This window comes from Sorangium sp. So ce448 (assembly GCF_051520915.1).
GTDB classification, from domain to species: domain Bacteria; phylum Myxococcota_A; class Polyangia; order Polyangiales; family Polyangiaceae; genus Sorangium; species Sorangium cellulosum_B.
In genome coordinates this window covers 7,257,888-7,269,714 of record NZ_CP150343.1, presented here as the reverse complement: position 1 = coordinate 7,269,714, position 11,827 = coordinate 7,257,888, and the positions used below count along the sequence as shown (strand labels likewise).

Annotated in this window: 9 protein-coding genes; 6 read left to right on the top strand and 3 right to left on the bottom strand. The window is 70.6% G+C overall.

Features of this window, described 5'->3' with window-relative positions; all coding sequences use genetic code 11:
• The first annotated feature begins 190 nt into the window (after window positions 1–190).
• Together WMF45_RS27475 and WMF45_RS27470 are read left to right on the top strand one after the other, a co-directional pair.
• Entirely contained in the window at window positions 191–1,168 is a 978-nt protein-coding gene (locus WMF45_RS27475; protein ID WP_437707439.1) for a fatty acid desaturase family protein, read from the top strand.
• Between the two features lie 176 nt (window positions 1,169–1,344).
• Entirely contained in the window at window positions 1,345–3,429 is a 2,085-nt protein-coding gene (locus WMF45_RS27470) for a TonB-dependent receptor (protein ID WP_437707438.1), read from the top strand.
• A 139-nt stretch (window positions 3,430–3,568) separates the two neighbouring features.
• Here WMF45_RS27470 and WMF45_RS27465 read toward each other — a convergent pair whose 3' ends face one another.
• From WMF45_RS27465 to WMF45_RS27455, 3 genes are all read right to left on the bottom strand, one after another.
• On the bottom strand, window positions 3,569–5,140 hold the full coding sequence (locus WMF45_RS27465; protein WP_437707437.1) for a glycoside hydrolase family 43 protein: 1,572 nt from the start codon (window positions 5,138–5,140) through the stop codon (window positions 3,569–3,571).
• 385 nt (window positions 5,141–5,525) lie between these two features.
• Entirely contained in the window at window positions 5,526–7,217 is a 1,692-nt protein-coding gene (leuA, locus tag WMF45_RS27460; protein WP_437707436.1) for a 2-isopropylmalate synthase, read from the bottom strand.
• 271 nt (window positions 7,218–7,488) lie between these two features.
• Window positions 7,489–8,670 (bottom strand): LLM class flavin-dependent oxidoreductase, encoded by a 1,182-nt coding sequence (locus WMF45_RS27455; RefSeq protein WP_437707435.1) that lies wholly within the window; start codon window positions 8,668–8,670, stop codon window positions 7,489–7,491.
• A gap of 358 nt (window positions 8,671–9,028) precedes the next feature.
• Here WMF45_RS27455 and WMF45_RS27450 point away from each other — a divergent pair, with 358 nt between their 5' ends.
• Genes WMF45_RS27450 through WMF45_RS27435 form a run of 4 tightly spaced genes read left to right on the top strand, consistent with a single transcriptional unit; the run spans window position 9,029 to window position 11,821 of the window.
• Window positions 9,029–9,748: a hypothetical protein gene (locus WMF45_RS27450; RefSeq protein WP_437707434.1), complete on the top strand. Its 720-nt coding sequence runs from the start codon at window positions 9,029–9,031 to the stop codon at window positions 9,746–9,748.
• Window positions 9,745–10,446: a hypothetical protein gene (locus WMF45_RS27445; protein ID WP_437707433.1), complete on the top strand. Its 702-nt coding sequence runs from the start codon at window positions 9,745–9,747 to the stop codon at window positions 10,444–10,446. Before WMF45_RS27450 ends, WMF45_RS27445 begins: the two co-directional genes overlap by 4 nt.
• Window positions 10,443–11,129 carry a hypothetical protein gene (locus WMF45_RS27440; protein WP_437707432.1) on the top strand — a complete coding sequence of 229 codons (687 nt, stop codon included), beginning with the start codon at window positions 10,443–10,445 and terminating at the stop codon, window positions 11,127–11,129. The genes WMF45_RS27445 and WMF45_RS27440 overlap by 4 nt, the downstream gene beginning before the upstream one ends.
• On the top strand, window positions 11,126–11,821 hold the full coding sequence (locus WMF45_RS27435) for a response regulator (RefSeq protein ID WP_437707431.1): 696 nt from the start codon (window positions 11,126–11,128) through the stop codon (window positions 11,819–11,821). Before WMF45_RS27440 ends, WMF45_RS27435 begins: the two co-directional genes overlap by 4 nt.
• The last annotated feature ends 6 nt before the right edge of the window (window positions 11,822–11,827 follow it).

Sequence of the window (11,827 nt, the reverse complement as noted above, 5' to 3'; positions counted from 1 at the left end):
CGGGGCGACCGGGCTTCTCGGCGCCGTGCTCGTGTGCGCCCGGCGCGCTCGCGCTTCACCGAGCTCGCGTCCGGAGGGCAACGCGCGTTGATGGCAGCGTGTCAGCCTGGTTTTGCCGCGCTCGCGGAGCTGGTTTCCGCCGAGGTCGCGGAGACGGCCATGGACGGGGCCCCGACCTGAGCGAAACCCCATGGAACACCCGCACGATCTCGTCGGCGCCATCCCCGAACGCCTCGATCCCCGCGAAGTCCGTCGATTGTCGGTGCTCGCGCCAGCCCGGGCGGTCGCAGCCATCGCGGTCGAGTGGTCGATCGTCGCGCTGGCGATCGCGGTCGCGACCCGTGTCGATGCGTGGCCCGTGACCCTCCTCGCGATCGTGGTGATCGGCGCGCGCCAGCACGCGCTCACGGTCATCGCCCACGACGCCGCGCACTTTCGCCTCTTACCCCATCGTCAGCTCAACGACTGGGTGGGCAACGTGCTGCTCGCCTGGCCGATGTTCATTTCGGTCCAGGGCTTTCGGCACTACCACGGTGAGCACCATCGCCACCTCAACCGCGAGGGGGACGGCAACCGCGCGCTGTGGAGCACCCATGACGCCGGAGGTCGCCTCACATGGGAGTGGCGCTATCCCAAGACGCCCCTGGGGTACGCGCTGAAGCTCGCGCGTCGCGTGTTTCTCTTGACGGGCCTGTTCTGGATCGTCCGTGGGCTGATCGGCGGCTTCATGTTCGGTGTCTCGCCGCTCGGCCATGTCGTGCGGCTCCTGTTATGGTCCGCTGTCGCCTGGCTGTTGACGGTGTTCGACGCCTGGCCGGAGCTCCTCGTGTACTGGGTGGTGCCCTACTGTACCTGGCACATCGCGGCCCAGTACATCCGCCTGACGTGCGAACACTCGGCGATCCAGTCCGAGGATCCACGTTATGCCGATGCCCGCACGACGATCCCTGGCTTGATCGGACGTTTCTTGGTCCTGCCGCGCAACATCGGCTATCACATCGAGCATCATTGGTATCCGAGCGTGCCGTTCTATCGGCTGCCGGAGCTGCACGCGCTGCTGGCGCAACAGCCGGGGTTTCGAGCGCACGCACAGTGCGAGCGAACCATCCTTGACTCGCTGCGCCGCTGCGTCACGCCAGGCATCCGCAGCCGCCTCTTGCCGCGCTGAGATTCGACGTACGCGACGGGCGTTTCCCTCCCAAGCTCCGCCCTCGTCGTCGGTATCATCGCCTCATGAGGCACCGCCGGGGACCTGGATCGAGGGGATGGCCGTCACGGCGGCCCGGGCCGACAGGAGCGCTGGCCGTCGCCGTCCCGCTCCTCTGTGCCTCGCTGTGGCCTTCGGTGGCCCGCGCCGACGGCTACGAGCGGTGCGTCCGCGAGGCGGCGACCCAGGCCGAGATCGACGCCTGCGCCCCCAAGGACGAGCCCCTCGAGGTGAGGGTGCGGGCGAAGTCGCCTGCCCGGAGCGCCTCCGACGTCGAGGCGGACGCGCAGGTCCTCGCCGCGGCGCCGCACGGCTCGGGCGCCGACGTGCTGCGGGTCCTCCCGGGCGTCTTCATGAGCGATCGCGGCCTGCCCGGTCGCGCGCCGCACCTGTCGCTGCGCGGCTTCGACGGCACCTCGGGTCAAGACGTCGAGATCTTCGCCGGCAACATCCCGATGAACCAGGTCTCGCACATCCGTGCTCCTGGATATGCCGACATGCGCCTCATCATGCCGGAGGTGGTCCGTTCCGTCCGGATCGCCAGCGGCCCTCACGACCCGAGGCAAGGCGATTTCGGCGTCGCCGGCTCGCTCCGCATGGATCTCGGCCTGGAGGCGCCGGGCTTCTGGTTGAAGGGGGGAGTCGGCTCGTTCGGGACGAGGCGTGTCCTCATCGCGTTTGCGCCCGAGCACGACGAGATGATGGACACGTTCGCGGCCTTCGAGACCGACGCCACGGACGGGCCGGGCGGCGTGCGCGGCGGCGAGCGCAGCTCCTTCGTCGGGCAGCTCGGCGGGGGCTCGAACCAGGTCCAGTTCCGCGCGACGGTGGCCATCGGCTCTGCGCGCTTCGACTTTCCCGGCTACCTGCCGCAGGGCCCCGTGGAGCGGGGCGCCGCCCTCTACGCGGCCCAGCGGCCGCTCGGCCGCGACAGGACATCGCAGGCGCTCGTCGGCTCCGATGTCCTGTGGAGCCTCGGCGAGGGCACGATGGGCATCGGCGGCTTCGCGGGCAAGACCAAGACGACGTTTCACCAGAACCTCACCGGGTACGCGCTCGACCAGCTCGCCGGCGAGCCGATCGTCCGGAGCGACGACAGCGAGATGGTGAACGACGCCTCGACCTTCGGCCTCACGGTGCTTTACCGCCATGGCGTCGAGATCACCTCGAAGCGCGATTCCATCGAGATGGGCGTCTACGCGCGCGTGGACACGGTCGACCAGACCGACACGCGCCTGTTCGAGGACGGCACGAGGAACGCCGCGCTCGTCGACGCGACGATCGACGCCACGAACGTGGCCGCGTATGCCGATCTCTCGCTCTATCCGATCAAGCGCGTGGTCGTCCGCGGCGGCGCGCGCCTCGACTCGCTCTCGTACGGCGTGCGGGATCGCACGAGCAACGCCGGGCTCGAGCGCACCGCGCAGGGCTTCGTCGTGTCGAGCAAGGCCATGGCCGACATCGCGGTCAGCGGCGGTGTGCACCTCGTGGCGAGCTACGGCGAGGGGTTCCGTTCCCCGCAGGCGCGCGACCTCGACGAGGGCGAGCGCGTGCCGTTCACCAGGGTGCGCAGCGTCGAGGCGGGCGTCCGGCTCAAGGGGGGCAAGACCTTCCAGGGCTCGGCCGTGGGGTTCGGCTCGTGGCTCGGCAATGATCGCGTGTTCGACGCGGCGTCCCGGCAGCACGTCGAGGCCCCGCCGTCGGTGCGCGCAGGCGCGCAGGTCGTGATGAGCGCGCGCTCCGGCCCGTTCGGCGCGCACCTGAGCGGCACGTACACCCACGCTCGCTTCACCGGCTCCGACGCGCGCTTCGCCGAAGGCGACCCGGTGCCTTACGCTCCGGCGTTCGTCCTGCGCGACGATGTGTTCGCCTCGGGGGTCGTCGGCCGGCTCTCCGGCAAGGAGGTGACGGTCCGCGTGGGCGCCGGCGTCGAGGGCATGGCGGGTCGCTCCCTCCCGGGCGGGCGGGACGGCAAGGACGCTGTCAGCCTCGATGCCGTCGCGGCGGTCGGGTGGCGCGGCATGGAGCTCGCCCTGAACGGCACGAACCTCCTGGGCCTGCAGTATTACGACGCGCAGTACGTCTACGCCTCGAGCTTCGCGAAGGACAGCGCGCCCCCGCTGCCGTCGCCGCACGTGCTCGTCGCGGCGCCGACTGCGTGGATGCTGACGCTCCAGATCCACCTCCGTGGCAAGGAGCGCGCGCCGGAGCCGGCCTATTAGCCGCCCTTTTAAGCGGAGAAATTGAACAGGGAGGCGGGGAGTCAGGGAGTATTTGAAAATTTCTCTCCCCGTCTCCCCGCCTCCCTGTGAATTTTCCGAAGAATTTAAGGGATTTCTTAGGCTGTCCCCTGTGTGGACGTCACCCGATCTCGCGGTAGTCGAACCAGTCGAAGTCCGCGTGCAGGCGTGTGCCGGCCAGGTCCTGGCACGCCATCCCGACGAAATTGCCCGTGAACGCGCAGGGTATCGCGTGCTCGTCCGACAGGATCGACGCGTCGTGCTCCCACCCCACCGCGTGGTAGGTGACGCCATCCCGCGAGTAGAAGAACGATATCCGATCGTCCTTGATCTCGAGCCGCAGGAAGATGTTCTCCACCCCGTCCAGCACGTACTCCTTCTCGATCGGGAACGTCAGGTTCCCCCGCTCGCACTTGATGAGCGAAAGGGCCTTCTCGGCGTGATCCGCCCGCGAGACGTAGAGATAGTAGAACGAGTCCGTGCTGTAGAACGCAACGAGGCCCGCCATCTGCTGAAAGTGCTGAGGGGCGAACTGCATGCACGTCGTCGCTTGCACGTGTTTGGCCTGCTGGCGCCGCGCGACGAGGCTCTGCTCGAAGGTCGAGGTGATGCTCTCGCGCCCGATCAGGCGCAGGTACCCGGGTCGGGCGGCGAGGCTGCTCACGTCTGCCGGCAGCACGCGCGGCGACTGCCACTCGATGCCCAGCGTGGGCTTGTCGAAGTCGTCGCGCTCGGGCGTCTTCGGCCATTCGTGGCGAGCCAGGTTCGGCCCCTCGTAGACGTCCAGCGGAACCTGCCCGCCCGAAGTCAGCCGCGGCCACCCCTCGACCCAGGTGATCCCCTGGAGCGCCGTCTCGCGTCCCAGCGTCGACCGGCCATTCTTCAGCGGGCGGCGGCACAGGTGCGCGAACGCCCACGAGCCGTCCTTGTTCTCCACGAAGCTACCGTGACCGGCGCTCTGGAGCAGCAGCTCGGGGTGGGACGCGCTGGAGATGAGCGGGTTGTTGGGCATGACCTCGTAAGGCCCGTGAATCGAGCGAGAGCGGGCCACCGTCGCGGCGTGCGTGATGAACGTGCCACCCTCCGCGGTGAGCAGGTAGTAGTAGCCATCTCGCTTGTAGAGGTGCGGCCCCTCCACGAGCCCGAGCGCGGTGCCTCGGAAGATGTTCTCCACCGGACCGACGAGCTTCTTCTCCTTCGGGCTGTACTCCTGGAGCAAGATCCCACCGAACGGGTTGTTGCCCGGCCGGTGATCCCACACCATGTTCACGAGCCACTTGCGGCCGTCGTCGTCGTGGAACAGCGAAGGATCGAACCCCGAGCTGTTCAGGTAGACGGGCTCCGACCACGGACCGGTGATGGAAGGCGCGGTGACCAGGTAGTTGTGGACGTCCTTGAACGACGACGCCCAGCGTCGCGAATTCGTGTAGATGAGGTGAAACAAGCCGTCCGCGTAGGTCAGGCACGGCGCCCAGATCCCGCCGGAGTTGGGGTTGCCGCGCATGTCCAGCTGCGAGTACCGCTCCAGCGGCCGCGCGACCACCCGCCAGTTGACGAGATCTTTCGAATGGGAGATCTGGACGCCCGGGTACCACTCGAACGTCGAGGTCGCGATGTAGTAATCGTCCCCCACGCGAACGATCGACGGATCGGGGTTGAACCCTCTCAGTGCCGGATTTTCCACCTTGCTCATTCACTCACCTTGATTGTCTCGTTGTGTTCCAGCGCAGCCAGTCCTGCTTCCAGAGCTCGACGGATACGCCCGGCACCGCAGGCGCCCCCTGCCAGGTCCCACCGCTCGCGCGCTCGGGCGAGGCACCGGAGGTGCGTGTCCGCGGCAGCTCGGGATGCGGCGCGAGCTCGGGATGCGGCGTGGGGGAGAAGGCATCATAGGGGAACGTGGCGTCAGCAACGTCGCCCCTGCTGGTTCCCGCATCTGCCGTCTGTGGCCGCGCGGCCGGACCTGCCGGAGGAGCTCCGCCGTCGGCGCGCGAGGGTAGCACCGTGCGCGCGCACGTCCAGGCGCTTCGTCTCGCTGCGCGGGCGCCTCGTTCGGGCTCCAGCGACCGCGCGCCCGCTCACTCCGCTGCCGCCGCGAGCTGCGCCGCATCCGCCGGCCGCGCGCGGTTCCAGGCGGACGCCACGGCGGCGAGCGACGCCATGTCGGCGTCCCCGTGCGTCCCCGCCCCGAAGCTGCGCTTGCGCCCGACCGAGAGGGCCACGTAAGCCGCCGTCTCGTCGCCGGCGCTCCTCGGGCGCGCGTGCGCCGCGTGCTCGTCCACCGCGATCGCGATCCCCGCGTGGCGCGAGAGCGCGCTCGCGAGCGCCTCGACGGGGCTGCCGCCGGCGGCGCTCAGCACGTGGGCGGCGCCTCGGATCTGCACGTGGAACTCGTGTCGTTCGTCCGCGCCCTGGCCGGCGCGCCTGTGCCGGGTGACGCGGAGCGGCCCTGCGCGGTTCACGTACTCCCGCTCGAAGATCGCCAGGATCTCGGCCTTCTGCACCTCGCCCTCGGTCCGCTCCGCCCTGCGCTGCACGGCCTGGCTCACCTCGACGGCGAGCCCCCTCGGCAGCGCGTAGCCGTGGTCGTGCTCGAGCACGTAGGCCACGCCGCCCTTGCCCGACTGGCTGTTCACGCGGATCACCGCCTCGTAGCTGCGCCCGACGTCCTGCGGATCGATGGGCAGGTACGGCACCTCCCAGAGCGGGCTCCCGCCCTCGCGCAGCGCCTTGAACCCCTTCTTGATCGCGTCCTGGTGCGACCCGGAGAAGGCCGTGTACACGAGCTCGCCGACGTACGGGTGGCGCGGGTGGACCGGCAGGCGGTTGCAGTGCTCGACCGTCTCCTTGATCGACTGGACGTCATGGATCTCGAGCTCGGGATCCACGCCCTGGGACATCAGGTTGAGCGCCAGCGTCACGACGTCGACGTTGCCCGTGCGCTCGCCGTTCCCGAACAGCGTGCCCTCGACGCGGTCGGCGCCTGCCATCACGGCCAGCTCCGCCGCGGCCACGGCGGTGCCGCGGTCGTTGTGCGGGTGCACGCTCAGCACGATGCTGTCGCGCTGCTTCAGGTTCCTGTGCATCCACTCGATCTGATCCGCGTACACGTTCGGCGTCGACATCTCGACGGTGGCGGGCAGGTTCAGGATGATCTTCCGTGAGGGCGTGGGCTCCCAGACGTCCATCACGGCCTCGCAGATCTCCTTCGCGAAATCGAGCTCGGTGCCCGTGAAGCTCTCGGGGGAGTACTCCAGCGCGACCTCGGTCCCGGGCGACCGCGCCGCGAGCTCCTTCACCAGCCGCGCCCCGCGCACGGCGATCTCGGTGATGCCCGCGCGATCCAGGCCGAACACCACGCGCCGCTGGAGCGTCGAGGTGGAGTTGTAGAGGTGGACGATGGCGCGGCGCGCCCCGCGGATGGCCTCGAAGGTGCGCTCGATCAGCTCGGCGCGCGCCTGGGTGAGCACCTGGATCGTCACGTCGTCCGGGATGAGCCCCTGGTCGATGATCCAGCGCACGAAGTCGAAATCGGGCTGCGACGCGCTGGGGAAGCCCACCTCGATCTCCTTGAACCCCATGCGCACGAGCTCGTGCCACATGCGGAGCTTCCGCTCGAGGCCCATGGGCTCGACGAGGGCCTGGTTGCCGTCGCGCAGGTCCACGCTGCACCAGCGCGGCGCCCTCTCGATCACGCGGCTGGGCCAGCGGCGATCGGGCAGGTGGATGGGTTGAAAGGGCTTGTACTTGTGGACAGGCATCGTGGACATGACAGGACTCCCTGAAAGCTAGCGATGGGAGTCGTCACGACACGACGACGAGGCGGAGGACCCCCACCGGGACCAAGAGAACCGAGGGGGCCGTACTGCGAGGAGCGATGTCGTCAGCAGCGCGCGAAAAGGCCCCCGGGCCGTAGGCCTAGGCAGGGGCGTAGGGAGCGCGCGCGAGGGACGGACATCGAGGTGCAGCCTAGCGAACGTTCGCGCGCCTGTCCAGCGCCGGAGCGCGAGGCGAACCTCGGGGGGGGCCGCGCGACCCGCTTCAGGGCTTGTCGAACTCGGGGATGAGCTTGCCGATCTGGCGAATGCTGCTCATGACCTGCTCGTTCGAAAGGCGCCCGACCTGTTGGAAGGACAGCAGGCGATCGATGCCGAGGTCCTGGTAGAACTTGATCTTCTGCCGGCACGTCTCCGGGCTGCCGACGATGAGCGAGTTCTGCTCCTTCAGGGCGTCGAACACCTCCTCGTTCGGGACCTCTTCGTTCTGCATGATGCGGGCGAGGACGGCGTTGGCCTTGGTCTCGGCCGGCGTCTTCCCCGCGCGATCGCGCAGGAGCTGGCCCACGAGGCCGCCGCCCGCCGGGTCCTTGGCCAGCGCCTGCTCCTCGGCGTGGGTCCGCAGGAAGTGCTCCTTCGCCTCGAAGAACGTGAAGGACCCGTTCGTGTACCACGCGGCCGCGGAGGCGGCGCCGTTCTCCATGGCCTGCTGGTCCGTCTCGGCGCAGTGAGCGAACGTGAAGAACCCGACCTGGTTGTTGATGAACGCGCCGACGGGCCGCTCACACCGGCGGATGGCCTCGCGGTAGATGCCAATCCACTCCTTCACCTGGTCGGGCGGCGCCCACAGCGTGACGCCGAGCGCGCCGACCCCGTTGCGCCCGGCCTGCTCGAACGAGGCCAGGCTCGAGCAGGCCTGCCAGAGGGGCGGGTGGGGCTTCTGGTACGGCTTCGGGAGGATGGGGACGTTGTTGATCTCGGCGTCCTCGCTCTTCCACGAGAACCGCTCCTGCGTCCACATCTTCGGGATCATCTCGAACGCCTGCTGCATCTGGTCGCGCGTCCGGTCCGGAGGGATGTTGAACGTGCGCCACTCCGGGATGGTCGAGCGGGCCAGTCCGAGCTCAAGGCGCCCGCCGCTCAGGTGATCGAGCATGGCCGCGCGCTCGGCGACGCGGATGGGGTGGTTGAACCGGAACGGCGACAGCACCGAGGCGTGCCCGAGCCGCATCGACGTCGTGTGCTGCGAGATCGCCGCGAGCATCACCTCCGGCGCCGACGAGTAGCTGAACTCCTCGGCCGTATGGTGCTCGACCTGCCACCAGCAGCCGTACCCGAGCCGATCGGCGAGCTTCGCCTGCTCGAGGGTGTTCATGATGACCCTGTGCTCGTGGTCCTCCGACCACGGACGGGGACTCTGCATCTCTGTGAACAGGTCGATCTTCATTACTTCCTCCCTCGCGAGTGCTGCGCGCCAAGCATCGATCCGTCGCGTACAAAACGGCAATGTGTGGTTTGACGCACACTGATCTACATGTCGATGGATCGCCGGAGTCGGGCGCTCAGAGGATGTGATGTGCGTGTGGCCCGTCGCGGGAGACCTCCGGTGGAGGGCTTCTCGGGTGCCGGCGGTCCCGGCTCCGGGGCGCTCGGGAGGGCGCGAGCGATTGCCACGTCTTCGCCACAACCTCTCCGCGTTTGTTCCTCGTCGGGCGCGCGGGCGCGCCTCACCCGGGGGGTACGCGCAGGGAGGTCTGCGGCGGTCGTGACCAGGCCGCGCAGCGCTCACCCCGATGGAGGTCCTCGTGCAGGCGCAAGCTACCTGTCTCCCTGTAACGTCATCGCTCGAGGCCGGCACGGACGCCGGCGCGAACGAGCCCGCGGAGCGTCGAGACGACGCCTCCGCGGCCCCCGTGCCCGGCCCCGCCGCGGAGCCCACCGCAGGCGCCGGACACCGCAGCTGGACGGCCGCCCTCCTTGCGGAGCGGCCCTCTGGCTCGCTCCGCGAGGAGCTGTCCCGCTTCGGCGTCGGCCTCGGCCTCGCCTCGCTGTACGGCCTCTCGCTCGGCGCGCGGCAGGGCGGCGTGTCGTTCGTCCGCCACGCGGCCGGCGTCCCTGCGGCCATGATCGCCGTTGCTTGCGTCGGCGTGCCGGCGCTCACGATCGTGCTGACGCTCTTCGACGCGCCGCTCGACCCGCCACGCGCGCTCTCGGCGACGGCGCGCGCCGCCGCCGCGACGGGCCTCGTGCTCGGCGGCCTCGCGCCCGCCTCGGCGCTCTTCGTCGTGACGAGCGGGGCGGACGCGACAGCGGCCCTCATGGGGCTGCTCGGCCTCGCGGTGGGCGGCGCCGTCGGCATCTGCGTCCTGCTGCGCGACCTCGGCGCGGTGCTCCAGCGCGAGGGCGGCCTCGCCGGCGTGTCCCGGTCGACGGCGGCGCTCGTCGTGTTCGCGGCGTTCGCCGTGGTGCTCGCGCTGCGCGTGTGGTGGGGGATGCTGCCGATCCTGAAGGGAGGTGCCCTGTGAGCGCCTCCGTCGTGAGCCGTCTCCTCCGGGCGCCCTCCGAGGTGGCCGCGAGCTGCCGTGAAGACAGGGACATCCGCGCCATCGCGCTCGCGTCGCTCGGCGCGATCGGCCTCGGCTCGGCCGTGTTCGGCGGCGTGATCGGGAGCTTCCGCGGCAGCGAGCAGATCGTCTTTGCGGCCGTCAAGGTGCCGCTGGCGATGCTGATCACGCTCGCGCTCTCGGTCCCGGCGCTCCACGCGTTCTCGGCGGTGCTCGGGCGCCCGTGGCCCATGCGGTCCGTCATCGCGCTCGCCCTCGCGTCGGCGGGCCGGTCGTCGCTGGTGCTGCTCGCTTTCGCGCCCGTGCTCTGGCTGGCCATCGACGTGGGGCTCGGCTACCACGCGTCGTCGGTCGCCGCCTGGCTCGCCTACGCCGTCGCGGGCCTCGCGGCGCTCGGCGTGCTCGTGCGGGGCATCGGCGCGGGCCGGGGCCGCTGGCTCACCGCGGCCGCCTTCATGGCCGTCTTCTTCGCCGTCGGCGGTCAGGCCGCGTGGATCCTCCGCCCCTACCTCGGGCGGCCGAGCGAGAAGGACGTCCCGTTCCTGCGCGCCCGCGAGGGGAGCTTCTCCGACGCGCTCGTGAAGAGCTTCCGCTCCTCGCTCGGGATCTACGACCGGGATCTGCGCTCGCTCGACGGCGTGGCGGAGGAGGCGCGATGAGCCTTCGCGACCTCGCGGTGCTGTACCTGATCGCCGGGCTCGCGTGCGCGGTCGCGGTGTACCGCGCCTCGCCCGAGGGGCGCCGCCGCGCCGCCCTGTCCGCGGCGCTCTGCGTGCCGCTCTGGCCCATCTGGGCGCCCGTCGCGCTCACGGCGGGCCGCGGGGAGGGCGGCGGGCGCGTGGCCGGCGCCGCGGGTGAGGCCGCCGCCCGCGTCCAGGGCGCGCTGCGCGAGGGGGTCAGCGCCTGCGCTGGCACCTCGTTCGAGGCGCTCCTGTCGCGCGAGGCGGCCTCGCGGATCGAGGCCGAGGTGGCGCGCGCCGCTGCCCGCCACGCCGAGCTCGACGCGCTGCTGCGCCAGAGCGGCTTCGACGAGGGCGCCGCCGCGGCGCGCGTCGCGGAGATCGAGCGGGGTGGTGCGGGGGGGCGGTCGCTGGCGACGGCGCACCTCCACCTCGAGAACATCCGGCGCCTGCGGGCGATGCGCGACCGCGACGCCCGCGCCCTCGAGGAGCTCGCGGATCTCGTCCAGGCGCTGCGCACGCAGCTCGTGCTGGCGCGCTTCGCCGGATCCTCGGTCGAGGGCGTCGGTGGTATCGTGTCCGAGGTCTGGGCGCGCGTGGAGGGCCTCGGCGCGGCGATCGACGCGCACGGCGCCGGAACAGAGGGACCGATCGCGACGTGAGCAAGCACATCCTGGTCGTCGACGATGAGGCGCGCATCCGCGAGGTGCTGCTCTACGCCCTGCAAAAGGAGGGGTACGCCGTGACGGCGGTGGCCGACGGGCGCGCCGCCGTCGAGGCGGCCGGGGCGGGCACGGTGGACCTCGTGGTGCTGGACGTGATGCTCCCCGAGCTCGACGGCCTCGAGGTGTGCCGGCGGCTGCGCGCCGGGAGCAGGACGCCGATCCTGTTCCTGTCGGCGCGCGCCGACGAGGTCGACCGGATCGTCGGCCTGGAGCTCGGCGGCGACGACTACCTCACGAAGCCGTTCTCGCCGCGCGAGCTCGTGGCGCGGGTGCGCGCGCTGCTCCGGCGGACCGAGGCGCCCCCGCCGCCCGCGCCGGCGGAGGCGCGCGCTGCGGTCCTCCGCCACGGCCCGATCGAGGTCGACACCGAGCGTCACGAGGCGCGGTACCTCGGCCAGCCGGTGTCGCTCACGGCGACGGAGCTCGGCGTGCTCGGCGCGCTGCTGGAGCGGCCCGGGGTGGTGCTCTCGCGCGGTCAGCTCATGCAGCGCGCCTACCGCTACGACAACCTGATCACGGAGCGCACCATCGACACGCACGTTCGCCGGATTCGCGCGAAGTTCCGCATGGTTGGCGGCGATCCGATCGCGACCGTGCACGGCGTCGGCTACAAGCTGCAGGGGGCGTAGCCGGGC